Consider the following 18,347-nt stretch of genomic DNA (forward strand, 5'->3'; position numbering starts at 1 on the left):
GCCGCATCGGCGGCAACCGATGGTGCGCGCATGGACGATGAGGCTGCGGTGCGGGCAACGCGGCAGGACATTGAACGCCTGATGGCGGAAATCGATCTGACCGATGCGCACTCGATTTTGTTTTTTGGCTCGAAGGCGCAGCAGGACCTGACCGCCATCTCCGACGAAATGCTGGAGGGGGTGCGCAACAAGGAAATGGGCCCGGCGGGCAACGCTCTCGGCGAGATGCTGACGACGCTGCGCGGCTTCGACGTCAGCGAATTGGATCCCAACAAGGAGCGCGGTCTGCTTGACCGCCTGTTCAGTTCCGGTCGGCCGATCGCCAAAATCCTCCACCGTTACGAAGAGGTGAGGGGGCAGATCGATACCATTGGCGACCGGCTGGAGACGCACAAGGGCGAACTTTTGCGCGATATCACCCTGCTCGACCGGCTGTACGGACGGACGCTCGACTACTTTCACTCACTCGTGGCGTACATTGCCGCTGGGGANCGGAAGCTGGCGCAGATTGATCGTGATCTGATCCCTGCACTCGAGCAAGCGGTTGAAACAACGGGCGATATCCTTAAGGCACAGCAGTTGNNCCGCGACCTGCGGACCGTTCGCGACGATCTCGAACGCCGTGTGCATGACCTGAAGTTAACCCGGCAGGTGACGATGCAAAGCCTGCCGAGCATTCGTCTCGTACAGGAAAATGATAAGAGTCTTGTTACCAAGATCACTTCGGTGATGGCCAACACTGTGCCACTGTGGCGGCAGCAGTTGGCGCAGGCAGTCACCATTCACCGGTCGCGCGAGGCTGGTCGCACGCTTCGCGATGCGAACGATCTTACCAATGAACTGCTGCTTGCCAACGCCGAGAACCTGCGCGCGGCAAACGCCGAGGTGCGGCAGCAGGTGGAGAGGAGCGTGTTCGACATTGAGGCGGTGCAAAAAGCGAATGACCTGCTTGTCGCCACAATAGAAGACAGTCTGCGTATTGCCAGCGAAGGCAAGCAAAAGCGAGCCGCCGCCGAACGCGAGTTACAAGCGTGCGAGACGACGCTTCGTCAGACACTCGCTGCTTTACGGGCGCGACCCCTACCAGCCGATAGCGCAACGGGGGCGCATCGGGGCGCTAGGAACGGAAAAGCCTTGTCTTCCCGGTAAGGTGGGAGGTCTCAGGCGGGAGGATAACAGCCGTGCATGACGTAAAGAGCATCCTATCCCAGCACTTTCTCCTCAAGCATCTGCCGCCGGAGGACCTGGAGCGTTTGGCGCAGCTGTCGACGACGCGCAGGTTGCAGCCCGGTGAATCGGTTTTCATGAAGGGCGATCCCGGCAACTCGATGATGGCAGTGCTCGCCGGCCGGGTGCGGATTTGTGCCTATTCCGCCGGCGGTCGCGAGGTTGTGCTGAATGTCATCAACGCCGGAGAGGTCTTCGGCGAGATTGCGATGATCGATGGCGGCGAACGCACCGCCGACGCCTTTGCAATGGAAGCAACGGAACTGTTGGTGCTCAGCCGGCGGGATTTCATGCCGTTCCTCGAGCGCAATCCCAGTGTTTGCGTCAAGCTGCTCGAAGTGATGTGCCGGCGCCTGCGTTGGGCGAGTGAGCAATTGGAAGACGTCAATTTCCTTGATCTCCGCTCACGCCTGGCGAAACGCCTGCTGCATCTTGCTGACCATCAGCCTGATGGCAGCAAAAATCCCGGAGTGCGGATTTCCCAGCATATGCTGGCGAGCATGATCGGAACCTCGCGCGAGGCGGTGAACAAGCAGCTGCGTTTCTGGGAAGAAGAAGGGGTGATCGATGTCCGCCGCGGCTCGATTACCGTCCTTAGTCGCGAGCGACTGGCCGAGATCGTCGAGGATAGCGCCGCCTGACCCGCGCGCCTCGTGCGTGCACCCTTGTCGCCGTGCTCCCCTACTGCAAGGCATGGACCTCTTCATCGAGGTGCGCCGGCGTCTGCGAATGGCCGGCATGATGGTGCAGCATTTTCCACGTCTTCAGCTCACGCACGAAGATGTTGGTGGCGACGAGAATACCTCCCTGCAGGACCTCGTAGCAGAGCACATAGCCAAGCGCTTCGAAGCTGCGGGCGGTGGCATTGTGGCAGGTGATTCCCGGCGCCGCGGGATTGCCGAGAATCGCTTGCCAGCTTGCCATCACCGCCTCGCGGCCGACCACAGCGACCCAGCCGGGGTGGATGCAACTGATCGGCGCCTGCGATGACCAGATGGCCGCCATGGCATTCAGGTCGCGGGAGGCGAAGGCAGCGTAGAACGCGGCGTTGGCAAAGAGAAGGGCCTGTTGGTCGGACATGAGGCGTTTCCTGGCTGGCGTGGTTGGTAGTGAACACGATCCCGCCGGCGTGACGCAATGATGCCCTTGTTTCGACCGCAGCAAGGATTATGACAACCGGGTGAATGCTACCGCCGCCCGCCGCGCGGTCGGTTCGATGCAAGCGACGGATGCAGTCCGTGCCTGGCCGAGGAGCGTATACGCCACGTGCTGAATTATTACCCGCTGCTTTGGCCGATCCTGCAGCTGATTGATCCTGAGCGTTCGCATCGGTTGGCCATCCGTGCGCTGCAGCGGGGGCTGATCCCGGCGGCGGCCTCTACCGCCGATCCCGCCATGGTCACAACCTTATGGGGACTGCAATTCCCCCATCCGATTGGCTTGGCTGCAGGCTTCGATAAGAACGCCGAAGCGGTTGACAGCCTGCTGGGGCTGGGTTTCAGCTTCGTCGAGGTGGGAACGGTGACGTTGCGGCCACAGGCGGGCAACGCGCCGCCGCGTTTGTTTCGTCTGGCTGAAGACCATGCGGTGATCAATCGCATGGGGTTCAACAACGACGGAGCGGCTGCGGTGAGCCGGCGCTTGGCGCACCGCCGCGATGCGGGCCGTCCCGGCATCGTCGGCGCCAACGTCGGACCCAATCGTGACTGTGTGGACCCCGCGGGCGACTGTGCCGCGGTGATCCTCGCCCTCGCACCGCACGTCGATTACGTGGTGATCAACGTTTCTTCGCCCAACACTCCCGGCCTTCGCGATCTGCAGCGCAGTCGGGCGTTGAACGTTCTGCTCAGCNNCGCGCCACTGGATGCGCGGGCGCGGGCCAATCCCAAGGCGCCGCTGTTGGTTAAGATCGCGCCCGATCTCAATCAGCTGGAGGTGGAGGCGATCGCCGAGGTGGTCCTCGACCTGCAGATCGATGGCGTGATTGCCACCAACACCACCATTGCCAGAGCACCCGGTCTGCGCGGGCGACACCGCAACGAGACGGGTGGCCTGAGTGGACGGCCGCTGTTTGAGCCGTCGACGGAACTGCTTGCGGCGATGTTTCGGGCGACCGGTGGGAGCGTGCCGCTGGTCGGCGTGGGTGGCGTCGGCACGGGCAGCGATGCGTACGCCAAAGTGCGGTCCGGGGCGACGTTGGTGCAGGTGTACACGGCTCTGATCTACGAGGGCCCACAGTTGATCCGCACACTTATTCCTGAGCTGCGGCGGTGTCTGCGCCGGGACGGATTCAAGCAGGTAACTGACGCTGTCGGTGCCGGCTGCCGTGATAATGGCAGGCGGCCGATCCCGGCAGCTTCCTCCGGCAGTCCGACAGGGGCGCCCGCGCCGGGCTGAGACTTCAGAAGCTCCAGCGATCGCCGCTTGCCAGCGGCGGCCGGCCGGTGGGCTCGCCGAAACGGCTGACGCTGCGTTCGTCGTCGTCGGTCCGGCTACCTTTCCAGTCGTCCATGAAGGAATCCGGCACGACGGCAAAAAACGGCAGTGGTTCCACGTCCGATGCGTCGTACCTGGTCATTGACTGAAGCATGATTGTCTCCCTGCTGTTGGCGTCGCCGGATCGCATTAGGGTCGTGTGACCGCAATGCGATGCGGCGGGACGAGCGTCCGGTTTGCCGGACTTACACGTGCTCGTTGCCGGCGGCTTTTTCCACTGCCGGGCGCTTGGCTTTGGTTGAAGATTTGCGCTTGCGCTTGTTGGTGGGGCCGGCCTCGGTGACCGGTTCTGCAGCCGGCGCTGTGGCAATCATCCCGTCGCCAGCATTTGCCTGCGGGCTTACCGTCGCCGCTGCGGGCGGAGGGGTAGGCGGCACTGCTTCCGGCTCACGTTCTTCGACCGTGACGGTATCGATGGCAGTCTCCACCGCCACATCGGCCACGGCTTCGGGCATCGCCACCTTGTCCGCAGCGCTGTCTGCAGGCTTGTCTCCAGGCGTCGTCGTCTCCGCCGTCGGCGATTTCGGTTCCGCGGCGTTGGCTCCGCGCAATGACGCTAGTGCCTGACGCTCGGCGGCAAGCCAGAACTCCATCGCACGGCCATATTGCCGCCCGGTCGCCTCCCACATGGTGTACGCAGATATCCGAATGCGCTCCAGGTAGGCCGCTGGGGGCAGACTGCAGATCTCCTGGACCGATGCGTTGCCATGGTCGTTAGCGGTTGCCCGCACCATCGCCAGCACGTGCTTCTCGGCGGCGAGCCAGAAATCCTGCGACATTTCATATTGTCGGCCGGCGGCGTCCCACATGCACTCGGCGAGGGCGCGGATCTGGGCCACCGGCGCCCCCACCGGGTCTTCGGCGGTTGGCAACGGTGCTTCGCTCAACATTGCCGACTGCAGGCGTGTCGTTACCGACATGGCTTCCAGAACCATTTGTTCGGCCATAAGCCAGAAGTCCATCGCCATGCCGAAGGGGCGAGCGGCCGACTCCCAGAGTGGTCGGGCAAGCGCGCGAACTTGTTCCTCAAGTGTTTGATGCATCGTTTCTCCCCGCATATCCTACCTTTTCTCGAGCCTACATAAATCCAACAAAATTTTCACGGGTAAAGCGCCTGCGGGGCCGAGCAGCAATCATGAACGGGGCAAGATTAGGCTTCCAATCCTCGGAAAGGGCGCTGGCTCCGCTCATCCTCGCACTTGCGGGTCACGCAGCGTAACCGTGCTGCATGAGCTGCGGTTGATAATTAATTTCGAGCAGAGGCAAGAAATGCGCCGCGCAAATCGGACAGGCGCTCCGGTGTCAGCGTGCAGGCGAGTTGGTCGGGCCGGACGCGATCGAAGGAGAGGATGGCGAGAGGAACGGCTTGGCGGCAGAGGCAGGCGTATCAGCTGGCTTTTTGTTGGCGGTCCCGTTCCACGACTGACCGAGGCCAACGAAGCCGATCCTGACTGCCGGGCGGCTTTATCGGGGGTAAGGGGCGACGCTGTAGAGATCTGCCGGGGAAGAGACCAATTCGAACAGCACCTTGATGCCGACGACGATCACCAAAATCGCTAGCAGGATGCGGATTTGCTCGTTCGCCAATTTAGCGCCGACGCGTACGCCCAGCTGTGCGCCTACCACTCCGCCGACAAGCAGGATCATGACCAGGACGATGTCAATCGACTGGGTGGTGATCGCCTGCAGGAAGGTGACGTTGGCGGTGACGAAGACGGTTTGGAACAGCGAGGTGCCGATCACCACGTCCGTAGACATGCCGATCAGGTAGATCATCGCCGGCACCATGACGAAGCCGCCGCCAACGCCCATGACCGCGGACAAGACCCCCACCATGAAGCCGACGCCTGCCGGCAGCAGCGGACTGATGTAAAGCCGCGATTTGCGAAACCGCATCTTGAACGGCAGCGCATTCAGCCAAGTATAGCGTCGCGGGCCGCGCGAGGGGCGAGTGCGCACGCTGCGTCGCCGGCGCAGCATTGCGGCGATGCTTTCGATCAGCATCAGGATGCCGATGGTGCCCAACAGGGCGACGTAGGACAGGGAAATGACCAGATCGATATGGCCGAGCGTCTTCAGCAGCTTGAACAGCCAGACGCCGACGGAGGAGCCGACGAGACCTCCTGCCACCAGGACGAGGCCCATGCGCACATCGACGCCGCCGCGGCGCCAGTGGCCGATGGCGCCGGATATGGACGCACCCATGACCTGATTGGCCGAACTGGCAACCGCGATCGGCGCCGGGATGCCGAGAANAATCAGCAGCGGCGTCAGCAGGAAGCCACCGCCGACGCCAAAGATGCCGGAGAGCATGCCAACCAGCCCACCCACGGCAAACAGCACGAAGGCGTTCTGACTAAGTTCGGCGATCGGCAGATAAATGTTCACCGGCGACGCTGCGTGACTGTCCGGATAGCCCTCGGAAGACGTGTGGAGTTTTCTTTTAGCACGAGACGACAGGTGGGGTGGTTTGAAATCCGACCGACTCCACATTATCGGTGCGACCTCCATCGCTTCCCTCAAGCGCTTGTGGCCGTGAGAAGTAAAAAATGGCTCGCGCCCGGCGCAAGGCTTGCATACAGTCTGCGCCGGCGTGGCCATGCTGAACCAATTTCAGAATCAAGGAGTAACCGGCATTTCCGACGCGCAAGTCGGATGCTGGCAGGATGTCAATGAGCTATCTGGTGCACGGCGATACGAGGGAGTGGGAGGTCGTCATCGGCCTCGAAGTCCACGCCCAGGTCATATCCAAGGCGAAGCTGTTTTCCGGCGCGGCGACCGACTTTGGCGCCGAGCCGAACACGCAAGTTTCGCTGGTGGATGCCGCATTTCCTGGCATGCTGCCTGTGCTGAACGGCGTCTGCATCGAGCAGGCGGTTCGTACCGGCATCGGGCTCAATGGCCGGATCAACCTGGAGAGCGTCTTCGAGCGCAAGAACTACTTCTACCCCGACCTGCCGCCCGGTTATCAGATCTCCCAGTATCAGCGCCCGCTGGTGGGCGAAGGGGCGGTGAGCATCGATTTGCCGGACGGCTCGGTGAAGGACATCGGCATTGAGCGCCTGCACGTGGAGCAGGACGCCGGCAAGTCGTTGCATGACCAGCATGCGCGCTCGACACTGATCGATCTCAACCGCGCCGGCGTGGCGCTGATGGAGATCGTCTCCAAGCCGGATATCCGCAGCCCGGAGGAGGCGGGGGCCTACCTGCGCAAGCTTCGCTCGATCGTCCGTTATCTCGGCACCTGCGACGGCAATATGGAGCAGGGCTCGATGCGCTGCGACGTCAACGTTTCGGTGCGGCCGCGCGGCGAAAACCAGCTGCGCACCCGCGCCGAGGTGAAGAACGTCAATTCGGTGCGCTTCGTCATGCAGGCGATCGAGCACGAGGCGGTGCGTCAGGTGGCACTCTACGAGTCCGGCGGCAAGGTGGTGCAGGAGACGCGGCTGTTTGACTCCGCCAAGGGCGAAACCCGCTCGATGCGGGCGAAGGAGTTCGCGCACGACTATCGTTACTTTCCGGATCCGGATCTGCTGCCACTCCGACTCGACCCTGAGTGGGTGGACGCGATCCGGCGCTCGCTGCCGGAACTGCCGGACCAGCGCAAGCAGCGTTTCATCGAGACCTATGGGCTGAACGTCTACGATGCGAGCGTGCTGACGGCGGAGAAGGAAGCGTCGGAGTATTACGAGCGGGTTGCCGTTGGTCGCGACGGCAAGCAGGCGGCCAACTGGGTGATCACCAATCTCTTTGCCGTGCTGCATCGCCAGGGGAAGTCGATCACCGACTCACCGGTTTCAGCGGCGCACCTGGGCAAGCTCCTTGATTTGATGCACGACGGTACGATCTCGGGTCGGTTGGCCAAGAAAGTGTTCGAGATCATGGCCGAGACCGGCGATGATCCGGCGCACATCGTCGAAGCGCGCGGCCTGCGCCAGATCAGCGATACGGGCGCTATCGATGCCGCGGTGGCCACGGTGGTAGCGGCCAATCCGAAGCAGGTGGAGCAGTTCCGCGGCGGCAACGAGAAGGTTCTCGGCTGGCTCGTCGGCCAAGTGATGAAGGCCACCCAGGGCAAGGCGAACCCGCAGACGGTGAACGAAATTCTGCGACGCGCGCTGTCCGTAAACTAGGGCCTGTTGAGATTCAGGATTCCATCCTTGGCTTGATTGTGATTCAAGCTATGGATGGAACGTTTTGTACTGACAGACGCCCAATGGGCGAGAATGGAACCGCACTGCCTGGGCAAGCCAACGGACGCGGGTCGCAGCGGCAGAGACAATCGGCTCTTTGTCGAGGCGGTTCTGTGGGTGGTTCGCACGGGCAGTCCCTGGCGTGATTTGCCGGCCTTTTTCGGCAACTGGAACACCGTCTTCAAGCGCTACCGAGACTGGGTCAAAGCCGATGTTTTCATTCGGCTTTTCGAGGCTTGCTCGGATGATCCCGATATGGAGTACGCCATGGTCGACGCCACCATCGTCAAGGTTCACCGCCATGGCCAGGGCGCNAAAAGGGGGACTCAGAGCCAGGCCATAGGGCGCTCCAAAGGCGGCATGACGACCAAGATCCTGGCCCTGACCGATGCCCTGGGCAATCTCGTGCGCTTCGCACTCCTGCCGGGCCACCGCTTCGATACCGTCGGCGTTGCCCCGCTCATCGACGGCCTCCAATTCGACGCTTTCATCGCCGACAAAGCCTTCGACAGCAACGACATCGTCGCTGAGCTCAACGAGCGCGGCGCCAAGATCGTCATCTCCCAGCATCCGCGCCGGAGCAAGCCTCTCCCATTCGATGCCGAGATGTACAAATGGCGCCATCTCATCGAAAACTTCTTCTGTAAGCTCAAAGAGTTCAAGCGCATCGCCATGCGTGCCGACAAAACAGACCAAAGCTTCAGCGCCAATATCTATCTCGTCGCCGCCGTCATAAACTCACGGTGAATCTCAACAGGCCCTAGTCGCAGTCTGATGACGGCAGCCCGCTCGCCGCGGCGATGGCGCCTGTTCGCCAGCGCCGCCGGTCAGGCGGTGGATGTAAGAGCTTCAGCGTGAAATACGGCCTGCACCGCTTCCACATCCGCGAGCCGGGTGATCAACGCCTGGACGCAATGGCTGTCGAACTGATGGCCGCTGCCCTCGCGCAGGTAGGTGAAGGCATCGGCGTTGGACATGGGCGATCGGTAAGGGCGGTCGCCGGTCAGGGCATCGAAGACGTCGGCGACACTGATGATGCGTGCTTCAATCGGGATCGCCTCGCCGGTCATCCCATCGAGATAGCCCGTACCGTCGTAGCGCTCGTGATGAAAACGGACGATGTTCCGCAGCGTTTGCGCCAGTTGGCCGGAGCCGATGCGAAAGGCATCAATCATTGTNNTTTCGATGATGGCAACACCTTCGGAGACATGGCGCTGCATATGCCTGCGCTCGGCTGAGGTCAGGCGGCCACGCTTTAGCAGGATCTCGTCGGGGATGGCGATCTTGCCGATGTCATGCAGCGGTGCGAACAGAAAGACGCACTCGACAAAGTCTTCGCCCAGCTGACAGGCGTCGGAAATGCCATGGGCGATGATCCGGGAATACTCGGCCATCCGATCCAGATGCGCGCCGGTATATTTGTCGCGTCGCGTGCCGAAATCGCGGGCGATGGCGATGGCCGAGCGCAGAACACTCGTCTGGCGGACGAAGTCTATGACGAAAAGAGTCAGCAAATGACTGTAAAGAGCAATCCGATTGATGACGCTGGCGGAAAAGTAGTTCGGCTGCAATGAATCAAAGAAAATAAAACCGAGAAGCGAGCCATGTTCATAAAATGGCGTGGTATAGCTTGACAGATATCCCTGGTTGGCCAGCGANNCCTGCGCCAAGTGCCCGGCGTTCCCTCTGCCAGTCGTCATCGCCGANNCGAGATTGGTGATGATGCGGTCCATCTGGCGGTCCGCCAGCTCGGCCAGGGCAGGCTGGAGGCTGAGCTTGTCGACGATGCGGCCGAACGGTGGTGTCCCATCCGTGCTGTGGACGAAGGTCCGCAGCGTGTCGGTTGGATGTTCATAGAGGGCAACCGCAACGCGGGCGATGGCTGGGAACTCGCATCGCAACTGCATATGGATGGCGGCGAGCCGGTCCTGAACCGTCGATACGTTGCCGTAAAAGTCGATCACGTCCGGCTCCCAGCCACACACGCCATCCCGAGTAAACTATCGCTTCCGAAGGCTCTTCTCCAGCACTGTATTGGTAACCAGAATCACTAAAAGAAGAGGGCGGCCGCGCACTATACCCCGCATCGTTGATGCGGAGCGAGGCGAACGTCAGCTGGATCACATACGACCTCCATGGCGTCGGTGTAGCTTATAACCCGTTCGTTTGGGGCATGTGTGAAACGTCAAATGGATCAACTCGGCAGCGAATGGTTGCAGCAGATCGGTGCGTGGGCAGAAGATCACCGCTTTGCGCTGATCAATGCCGCCCTGCTGCTGGCGATCGGCTGGCTTCTCGCCCGATGGGTCGGTAAGCGAGTGCAGAGGATCAAGAGCCGCCCGGGCCGGGTTTCGCCCTATCGGATCGTCATCGCCGGTCTTGTCCGCTACACCATTGTGGCGCTGGTGCTGGTGACGGCATTGTCGGCCCTGGGCGTACCGACGGCAGGCGGGGCCGTCGTCTTCGTGGCGATCACCCTGGGGATGGCGGTGGCGGCTCAGGGTACCCTGCACAACGTCATCGCCGGTGCGCTGGTGCAGGCATTGCGGCCGCTGCGCGTGGGCGACGCCATCGAAACGGATGGCGCTGCCGGGTTGGTGACCGAAATTGGCTTGCTCACCATCAGTCTGCGCAGCGATGACGGCGTGTTTATCTCGATCCCGAACTGCCAGTTATGGTCGGGAGTGGTGCGCAATTATTCCCGCCTTGGTACCCGGCGGTTCGAAGTGACCGTCTCCATCGGCTATGATCAGGATATCGACGAGGTGGTGAGTCTTTGCCGTGAGCTGATGGCGTCGAACGGACGCGTGCTGCGCGAGCCGCCGCCTGATGTTGTCGTCGCGGCCCTGGGTGATACCGCCGTTGCGATCAGCGTCCGTGGCTGGACCTGCAGCCCTTCCTACGCCGACGTGCGCTGCCAACTCAATCGCGAGATCAAGAAGGCCTTGGACGCTGCCGGCATTCATATGGCGCCCATGGCACCGCGGTTGCCGGTACAGGTCGCCGCCGAACCGCCGACCTATCTTGCCTCGGCGTTGCGCGCCCGCGGACGCTCGCGCGCCATCGAACCGTAGCTCCCTGCGGGGTAGGGGGAAGCGTGCCTGCGTGGCCATGCTCCGCAGCATCCAGGCGTTCTTCTCGCACAGCTGCATTCGTTGGGTGAGGTGATCGGCGGGGGCCTGCTCGTTGGCCTGATCGTGGTGCACCGCGGCTGCGAAGAAAAATGTCATTCCCGTTGTCGCGGCGGATGAAGACTGGCGCTTGCCGCCGCGATCGGGCAGGGCGATATAAACGGAAACGACGATCGAATTTGTAAATGACAGTTCTGCCCACCCTGCGCCAGCTTCGCTACCTCGTCGCCGTCGCCGAAACACGCCATTTCGGCCGCGCCGCCGAGGACTGTAATGTTACCCAGTCGACGTTGAGCGCCGGCATTCAGGAGCTGGAGGCCGTCCTCGGCGTCACCCTGATCGACCGCAGCAACCGGCAGATGGCGCTCACCGTCCTCGCCGAGGATCTCGTCCTGCGCGCCCGGGCCCTGTTACAGGCGGCGGAGGAACTGGTGGAGGCGGCCAAAATCGGTAAACAGCCGCTCAGCGGCTTGCTGCGTCTGGGCGTCATCCCCACCATCGGTCCATACATGCTGCCGCCGCTGCTGCGGCCATTGCGCATTGCCTTTCCGCAGCTGCGCCTCTATCTGCGCGAGGACCAGACGGCACGGCTGCTCGACCTGCTCGGCCGCGCCAAGCTCGATGCCGCGATCATCGCTTTGCCCTATGAGACGGGTGGTCTCAGCCGCATGGTCCTTGGTGAGGATCGGTTGTTCATTGCCTGCCCGGCCGGGCATCGCTTTGCGGCGCGGGCATCGATCGACGTTGACGAACTCATTGGTGAACGCTTGCTGCTACTGGAAGACGGCCATTGTCTGCGCAATCATGCGGTGACCGCCTGCCGGCTGGTTCCCGGGAAAGCCAACGAGGATCTGCAGGGCACCAGTCTCGGCACGCTGGTGCAGATGGTGGCGAGCGGGCTTGGCCTGACTTTCCTGCCGGAGATGGCGCTGGCGGTGGAGGCGCGAGCCGAGTCGGACGTGGTTGCGGTTGCGATCGACAATGGCGAACCGCGGCGGCAGATTGCCCTGGTCTGGCGCCCCGGTAGTACCCGCGTGCGCGACATGCAATTGCTGGGAGAGGCGCTCCGCCTGCGCAAGGCGGCGACGGACGGCGGCGGCGAAGGGGGAGGCGATTTGCCTGGGGCGCGCGTTGACAGTGCGCCAAGTTTATCGATACAAGGTTAAGGCGAGACGCGGCCCCACGCTTGGGGCGGAGGATGGGTGGCCGAGTGGCTTAAGGCACTCGCCTGCTAAGCGAGTATAGGTCTAAAAGCCTATCGAGGGTTCGAATCCCTCCCCATCCGCCATTTCAGTCCCATAGTGAGCACGCGGGCGCCGATGGTGCTGCCGGATGGGCCGAACCAGCGCTGGAGCCTCGACTTCGTATCCGCCACCTTCGCCTGCTCCCGGCGCTTCCGCATCCTGTGCATAGTCGACGACTATACACGCGAGTGCTTGGCGCTGTCGGGCCTGCGGATCGCCCGGGAGTTAACACGACTGATCGGGAGCCGCGGCAAGCCGCACACGGTGGTCAGCGACAAATAACAATCAGGGGCGCACGTCACACCGTAAATAGATGGGTTGACGCAGTTTCCACGCTGGCTCTTAAATGTAGCAAAATGAAAATAAAGCATAGAACAGGGCCACGTCGGAAAGCTGACCTCCACGAGAAGCGCTTCATCCTCTGCGGCTGACAAGAGCGGCCCCTTTGCCGCTTCGTCGCCTGCTCTGTCGCTGCCATACACACGCATCACCGTCCCGATATTAACTGTCGCTACCCGCATGTCGCCAAGGCGCATTGTCTGCGCACGTGTGCGCAGCCGAATCGGAACATTGTCTTTGCTCTGACGTTGATCCACCTCTAATAGCGGTGGGATCGGTGCCGTTTGCGTTGACGTAAAGAGAGGCGGTTGCCAGCTGCTTGCGGCGCACCGCATAGCGCAGGGGACGGGAAATGGCTGATATCAGTTATCGGACGCATCTCCTTCCGACCGCCGGCATGACGCCGCGGATGGCACTGCATCAGGCCTATTTGGCAACGCGACAGACGACGGAATCGCTCGCTGCACCGCTGACGCCGGAGGATCAGACAGTGCAGGCGATGCCTGATGCCAGCCCGACCAAGTGGCACCTCGCGCATACCAGCTGGTTTTTCGAAACCTTCCTGCTGCAACCTTTTCTGCCGGGCTACACCTCCTTTAATCCCACCTATGGTTACCTGTTCAACTCCTACTATGACGCCATCGGCGAGCGCCATCCCCGGTCGCAGCGCGGGCTGTTGTCGCGACCGACGGTAGCGGAGGTGCTGTACTACCGGGCGGAGGTGGATACGGCGATGGCGGATCTGCTGGCGGCGGTGGAGGAGGATGGCAACGGCCCGGTGGCGTCGCTGCTGCGGCTCGGCATTCACCACGAACAACAACACCAGGAATTGATTCTGACAGATATTCTTAATCTGTTTGCGCGCAACCCGCTGCACCCCGCCTACCGTCCTAACCGTGAGGTCGTGGGCTCGCGCGGCGCCTCGCATAGGTCTCTGACATGGATCGGCTTTCCTGGCGGCGTTGTCCAGATCGGCCATCCGTCGCCGGCGGCGAGCAGCCAGACCAGCGCGTTCGCCTACGACAATGAGTCGCCACGGCATGATGTGTTGTTGCGGCCATTCCGGCTCGCCTCGCGGCTGGTGACCAACGGCGAATGGCAGGCGTTCATCGATGCTGGCGGCTATCGCCGCGCCGATCTCTGGCTTGCCGACGGTTGGGCAGCGGTCGACAGCGAACAATGGGAGGCGCCTCTCTATTGGCTGGGCACGAGCGACGGCGGCAGGCGGCAGATGACCCTGCATGGCCTGCAGGAACTGGAAGCCGAAGCACCGGTCTGCAATGTCAGCTTCTACGAGGCCGACGCTTTTGCCCGCTGGTCCGGCAAGCGGTTGCCGAGCGAAGCGGAATGGGAAGTGGCGGCGATGTCGGCGTCGCCGGCGGGGAACATGCTGCGCTCGGGGGCGTTGCAGCCGCTGCCGGCGCCAGAACCCGAGCCTGGACGTCCGCCGTTGATGCAAATGTTCGGCGACGTCTGGGAATGGACAGCCAGTCCCTATCTCCCGTACCCGGGCTACACGCCGGCCAGCGGCGCCGTCGGCGAATACAACGGCAAATTCATGTGCAATCAGATGGTGCTGCGTGGAGGATCATGCCTGACCCCGGATGAACATATTCGTGCCAGCTATCGCAACTTCTTTTACCCGTATCAGCGCTGGCAGATGAGCGGCGTACGCCTCGCCGAGGATGTAGAATGATGCCGGACGCGNGGGGAGAAGCTCACGGCGCAAGATCTGGCCCCGGCTGGCAGCGAATTCCTTCGCGCGGTGCTGCACGGCTTGGCACAGACACCGAAGACCTTGCCATGTACGTACTTTTACGATGCGACAGGAGCGCGCCTGTTCACCCGTATCTGTCGACTGCCCGAGTATTATCTAACCCGCAGTGAAATGGCGCTGCTGCAGCAGCATGGTGGCGAGATTGCCCGGCGGGTGCCGGCGCATGTGGGCGTGGTCGAATTCGGCAGCGGCAGCAGTCGCAAGATTGATCTGCTACTCGAACATCTCGATCGTCCCGCGGCATACGTTCCAGTAGACGTTTCGCTCAGCTGCCTGCAATCAGCGGCACGCGCGCTGCGTCGCCGTTATCCCGGGCTCCTTATCGCCCCGGTGCATGCCGATTTCACCACCCACCTCGAATTGGCGCAGCAACTGCCTGCGGGGCCGAAGCTTGGCTTTTTCCCCGGTTCGACCCTTGGTAACTTCGACCCCGCCGACGCGACGGCGCTGTTGCGGCGCTTTGCCACCACTCTCGGCGAGGGGTGTCAGTTGATTGTCGGCGTCGATACCAAGAAGGATGTCTGCCGGCTGCACGCTGCTTACAACGATGCCGCGGGGGTTACCGCTGCGTTCAACCTCAATCTGCTGCGACGGATCAACCGGGAGTTGGGTGGCACCTTCGACCTGCGACAATTCGTGCATCGGGCGCCCTATAATCGCGCCGCCGGGCGCATTGAAATGCATCTGATCAGCCTGCGAGCACAGACGGTGCGGATAGGTAACGCCCAAGTCACCTTCCGGGCCGGCGAATCAATTCACACCGAGAATTCGTATAAATATAGTCTTGCGGATTTTACTGCTATTGCCAGCAATGCTGGCCTTGCTGTGCGCGGAACCTGGATCGACCGACAGCGTTCTTTCAGTGTTTACCTGTGCGGCGGATGACCGTTCTGCGGGCGGGGTAATGACGTCGAGCCGGCTAAAGGAATGACGGATGCCGCTGGACCCTGCTGCTGACGACGACTAAATTAGTCAATGTAACTATAATCCTGGGCCAGATGGTCCATAACGATAAACGTAACTGATCAGCATTGTGGAAATCACCGCACTGCTCGAGGAGAAGTAAGCGATGAACGGCAAGGACGATACAATGACGCAGGACATCCAGGCATTGCGCAATGAGCTCGGGCAATTGCGCAACGATCTCTCGTCAATGGCGGGGTCAGTAAAGAATTTGGCCGGTAACGTTGGCTCGGATGCGTTTGACCGTGTCCGCGCCACGGCTGACAAGGTGCGCGCCCGCGCCGAGACCGCAGCCGATGACGTATCCGAGTCCATCGAGAAGCGACCGCTGCTCAGCATCGTCATCGCCTTCGTGATCGGCTTGCTGCTGGGGGCGTTATTTGGTCGGCAGCGCTAGTCGCGCGCGCCCTTGGGAGCGGACCGTGGGAGCGATAGAAGATCGGCTGTCGAAGCTGGCAGTGACAGTGGTGTGCATGATCGTGGCTGCCTTGCTCACCTTGGGCGGGGTGGCATTACTGGGGGCCGCCCTCTATCAGGCGTTGTTGCCGTTGCTCTCGCCGCCGCTTGCCGCGGTGCTCACCGGCGTCGCTGCCTTCTGTCTAGCGCTTATCGTGGTTTTGATCGGTCGGAGCGTGGCACGGCGGCCGGCGTCGCCGCCAATCGCTCGGATGAGCTCGAACCTGGGCATGCCCGGCAAGGCAGGTCTCGCCGCTTCATTCGGCCAGGAGATGGGGCTGAACGCCAACGAGCTGGTGCGCGCGCACGCAAGCAAGGTCGTCATCGCTGCCCTTGCGGCTGGCTTCGCCATGGGCGTCAGCCCACGACTGCGCCGATCGCTATGGCAGTTGCTGCAGTAGAGATCGAAGCGAAGTCCGGGCCGGCAAGTCGCTTGCCAGCGGGTTACGGCCCGGACCAGCGCGGGACCAGGTCGTGGTCAATGCCGAGCAGATCGAGGCTGCGGGCGATCGTTTGGTGGACGATATCCATCACCGTTTGCGGGCGGGTATAGAAGGCGGGCATCGGCGGTTGGACAATGGCGCCGCATTCGGTGACCTGCGTCATCAACCGCAGATGTCCCAGGTGCAGCGGTGTCTCGCGAAAGACCAGGATTAGCGGCCGGCGCTCCTTCATCGTCACGTCGGCGGCACGCAGCAGCAGGTTTTGCGAGAAGCCATTGGCGATCGCCGACAATGTCTTCACCGAGCAGGGGGCCACCACCATGCCACGACAGCGGAATGAGCCGCTGGCAATGGGTGCCGCCAAGTCACGGCAGCTGTGCACGGTGTGGGCAAGGGCGCGGACGTCCTCCAAGGCGTAGTCGGTTTCCAGTTTCAGCGTCCGTATCGCCATCTCGGTCAGGATGAGATGTGCAGGCTGCTGCAGCTGCTGCAGTGCCCGTAGCAGCTCGACACCGTAGGCGATGCCGGTGGCGCCGCTGATGCCGACGATAACGGGAAGAACCACGCGCCCACTCCTGCTGTTGTCGGCTCATCCTGCCCGGGGTGACAGTGCAGGACAAGGTCAAGGGCCGGCAGTGCCGGTCCACGAGAGCGGCGGTCAGGCAGTGGCCGGTGCTTCGAGGCGAGTGGCGGCCGCGTCCAACGTCTGCGCGGCCGTTTCTACGACGGTAATACCGTCCTCGCCGGCNGCGGCGGCGGGCAATCAATTGCAGGTTGTCGCGTGTTGTCCGCAGCATCCAGGCCTCGCGCTGGCGCTGGCCAAGCATGATGACGCGCGACAGACACCTCTTCGCCAACACATAATCGCGATTGAGGCAGGCGAGTTCCAGGACCGTTGCCACCGTCCAGTAGTCATCGGATTTATCACCACCCTTGCGCACAGCGGCGAATGTCACCAGCGGTGCCAGGCGGGAAATGTCCGCCTCGCTGCCGTCCTTCTGCAGCATCAGGGTGAGCGCATTGATCCCAGGGTAGAAATCGAGTGGCTCCGCTTGGAAGCCACGCTCATAGGCGGCAATCGCCTCGTCGAGCCAGCCTTCGGCGGCGATGGGATCGGTCGGCGCGCCGTCTGCACCCGCAGCCATCGCCGCTCGGTAGCAGTCCTTATAGACGCGGCCGAGGATGCCGAGCGTCTCGGCGCTGTCGCCATAGCTGGCGAGAATATCGTTGAGCACGCGGATCGCCCGTTCGCGATCACCCGGGGCATTGCGGCGATTGAGGGCAAGCGCCAGCTGCTGGCGGGTCATCACCGCATCCTTCACGTCGCCCGGCATGGCGTCGTAAAGGGCAATCATCGCTGGCCAGTCCTCGATCGCCCGATAGGACAGCAGAAGATCGATCAACGCTCCGCGTTCGGCGGCGACGAGATTGCCGAGCGAGGCCTGCACATTGCGGATGGCCGCCTGCGCCGCATCTCGCGGCGTTTGCGCCCGGGCGGCAGCGAGCTGATCCTTGAGCTGCTGCGAATAGGCGACGCGATCGCGGAAAACATCGGTGAGCTCGTGGCTCATCTCGATGCCGGGAAACTTGCTGAACAGCTGGAACAGTGGGCTGTCCTTGGTCACTGGCCCGGTCAGCGCGTGGCGGATACGTTCGGCGAGCGCGGTGCGTAGCTTTGCCGCCGCTTCATCGGAGAGAATACCGCTCTTGTCGAGGTCATAGGGAATGGCGCGGACCATGTTGACGTCGAAAGGCGGCGCCGACAGCGTCGCGAAAATGGGGATGGTCGTATAGGGCTTGGCGGCGTGGCGGACGCCGAGCTCGTAGAAAACGTTCGGATTGGCCGCGGTCATGTCGGCGACGACGAACTCGGCGAGCAACAGCCGGGCGAACATGGCGGTGTGGATGATACCGCCCGTCTCTTCGCGGTCGCCGCGGATGCACTCGAGGCCGGCGTCTTCCACCGCCGGCTTGATGCCGGCTTCGTAGATGCGGTCGAAATCGATCTCCACCGCTGCTTTAGGATCGGTTTTCTTGCCGAAGGGCATGTCGATGAAGCAGATCTGGGGCATGGGTCG

General features: G+C 62.4%; 17 protein-coding genes, 1 tRNA gene and 2 pseudogenes. 13 read left to right on the top strand and 7 right to left on the bottom strand.

Features of this window, described 5'->3' with window-relative positions; translation table 11 throughout:
- Window positions 1–81: 81 nt before the first annotated feature.
- A complete protein-coding gene (locus tag HQ394_RS12310) occupies window positions 82–1,149 on the top strand; it encodes a toxic anion resistance protein (protein ID WP_456151602.1) in 1,068 nt (355 codons plus the stop codon).
- Window positions 1,150–1,181: 32 nt separating this feature from the next.
- Window positions 1,182–1,868 (top strand): Crp/Fnr family transcriptional regulator, encoded by a 687-nt coding sequence (locus HQ394_RS12315; protein ID WP_190260507.1) that lies wholly within the window; start codon window positions 1,182–1,184, stop codon window positions 1,866–1,868.
- 40 nt (window positions 1,869–1,908) lie between these two features.
- Here the strand turns inward: HQ394_RS12315 and HQ394_RS12320 are convergent, their stop codons facing one another.
- Window positions 1,909–2,307, bottom strand: a complete 399-nt coding sequence (locus tag HQ394_RS12320) for a nuclear transport factor 2 family protein (protein WP_190260508.1) — start codon at window positions 2,305–2,307, stop codon at window positions 1,909–1,911.
- A 186-nt stretch (window positions 2,308–2,493) separates the two neighbouring features.
- Here HQ394_RS12320 and HQ394_RS12325 point away from each other — a divergent pair, with 186 nt between their 5' ends.
- Window positions 2,494–3,624, top strand: a complete 1,131-nt coding sequence (locus HQ394_RS12325) for a quinone-dependent dihydroorotate dehydrogenase (RefSeq protein ID WP_190260509.1) — start codon at window positions 2,494–2,496, stop codon at window positions 3,622–3,624.
- 4 nt (window positions 3,625–3,628) lie between these two features.
- Here HQ394_RS12325 and HQ394_RS12330 read toward each other — a convergent pair whose 3' ends face one another.
- From HQ394_RS12330 to HQ394_RS12340, 3 genes are all read right to left on the bottom strand, one after another.
- Entirely contained in the window at window positions 3,629–3,817 is a 189-nt protein-coding gene (locus HQ394_RS12330; RefSeq protein WP_190260510.1) for a hypothetical protein, read from the bottom strand.
- A gap of 91 nt (window positions 3,818–3,908) precedes the next feature.
- Entirely contained in the window at window positions 3,909–4,766 is an 858-nt protein-coding gene (locus HQ394_RS12335; RefSeq protein ID WP_190263288.1) for a DUF2934 domain-containing protein, read from the bottom strand.
- 421 nt (window positions 4,767–5,187) lie between these two features.
- Window positions 5,188–6,324, bottom strand: a complete 1,137-nt coding sequence (locus tag HQ394_RS12340; protein WP_456151422.1) for a sulfite exporter TauE/SafE family protein — start codon at window positions 6,322–6,324, stop codon at window positions 5,188–5,190.
- 71 nt (window positions 6,325–6,395) lie between these two features.
- Between HQ394_RS12340 and gatB the strand changes: the two genes are divergently transcribed.
- Both gatB and HQ394_RS12350 read left to right on the top strand, forming a co-directional pair.
- Window positions 6,396–7,856, top strand: coding sequence for an Asp-tRNA(Asn)/Glu-tRNA(Gln) amidotransferase subunit GatB (gatB, locus tag HQ394_RS12345; RefSeq protein ID WP_190260512.1), 1,461 nt, complete (start codon window positions 6,396–6,398; stop codon window positions 7,854–7,856).
- 54 nt (window positions 7,857–7,910) lie between these two features.
- A complete protein-coding gene (locus HQ394_RS12350; RefSeq protein WP_190260513.1) occupies window positions 7,911–8,663 on the top strand; it encodes an IS5 family transposase in 753 nt (250 codons plus the stop codon).
- A gap of 80 nt (window positions 8,664–8,743) precedes the next feature.
- On the opposite strand, the gene HQ394_RS12355 is transcribed toward HQ394_RS12350, so the two are convergent.
- Window positions 8,744–9,823, bottom strand: a complete 1,080-nt coding sequence (locus tag HQ394_RS12355; protein WP_456151603.1) for an HD-GYP domain-containing protein — start codon at window positions 9,821–9,823, stop codon at window positions 8,744–8,746.
- 282 nt (window positions 9,824–10,105) lie between these two features.
- Between HQ394_RS12355 and HQ394_RS12360 the strand changes: the two genes are divergently transcribed.
- From HQ394_RS12360 to HQ394_RS12395, 8 genes and pseudogenes are all read left to right on the top strand, one after another.
- Window positions 10,106–10,990: a mechanosensitive ion channel family protein gene (locus HQ394_RS12360; RefSeq protein WP_190260515.1), complete on the top strand. Its 885-nt coding sequence runs from the start codon at window positions 10,106–10,108 to the stop codon at window positions 10,988–10,990.
- A 242-nt stretch (window positions 10,991–11,232) separates the two neighbouring features.
- Window positions 11,233–12,213: a hydrogen peroxide-inducible genes activator gene (locus HQ394_RS12365; RefSeq protein ID WP_190260516.1), complete on the top strand. Its 981-nt coding sequence runs from the start codon at window positions 11,233–11,235 to the stop codon at window positions 12,211–12,213.
- Between the two features lie 30 nt (window positions 12,214–12,243).
- A tRNA-Ser gene (locus HQ394_RS12370) sits at window positions 12,244–12,335 on the top strand.
- 13 nt (window positions 12,336–12,348) lie between these two features.
- Window positions 12,349–12,567: pseudogene (locus HQ394_RS12375) on the top strand (hypothetical protein); the annotation flags it as partial.
- Window positions 12,568–12,982: 415 nt separating this feature from the next.
- Window positions 12,983–14,326, top strand: coding sequence for an ergothioneine biosynthesis protein EgtB (gene egtB / locus HQ394_RS12380; RefSeq protein ID WP_190260518.1), 1,344 nt, complete (start codon window positions 12,983–12,985; stop codon window positions 14,324–14,326).
- A gap of 36 nt (window positions 14,327–14,362) precedes the next feature.
- Entirely contained in the window at window positions 14,363–15,292 is a 930-nt protein-coding gene (gene egtD, locus HQ394_RS12385; protein WP_407644745.1) for an L-histidine N(alpha)-methyltransferase, read from the top strand.
- A gap of 184 nt (window positions 15,293–15,476) precedes the next feature.
- Window positions 15,477–15,767 carry a DUF883 family protein gene (locus tag HQ394_RS12390; RefSeq protein WP_190260520.1) on the top strand — a complete coding sequence of 97 codons (291 nt, stop codon included), beginning with the start codon at window positions 15,477–15,479 and terminating at the stop codon, window positions 15,765–15,767.
- A gap of 25 nt (window positions 15,768–15,792) precedes the next feature.
- Window positions 15,793–16,227, top strand: coding sequence for a hypothetical protein (locus HQ394_RS12395; protein WP_190260521.1), 435 nt, complete (start codon window positions 15,793–15,795; stop codon window positions 16,225–16,227).
- 43 nt (window positions 16,228–16,270) lie between these two features.
- Here the strand turns inward: HQ394_RS12395 and HQ394_RS12400 are convergent, their stop codons facing one another.
- Complete coding sequence (locus HQ394_RS12400) at window positions 16,271–16,834, bottom strand: UbiX family flavin prenyltransferase (RefSeq protein ID WP_190260522.1); 564 nt, start codon at window positions 16,832–16,834, stop codon at window positions 16,271–16,273.
- A 184-nt stretch (window positions 16,835–17,018) separates the two neighbouring features.
- Window positions 17,019–18,341, bottom strand: a pseudogene (locus HQ394_RS19975) (TRAFs-binding domain-containing protein); the annotation flags it as partial.
- Between the last annotated feature and the right edge of the window lie 6 nt (window positions 18,342–18,347).

It is taken from the genome of Defluviicoccus vanus (genome assembly GCF_014672695.1).
GTDB classification, from domain to species: Bacteria; Pseudomonadota; Alphaproteobacteria; order Rhodospirillales; family Defluviicoccaceae; genus Defluviicoccus; species Defluviicoccus vanus.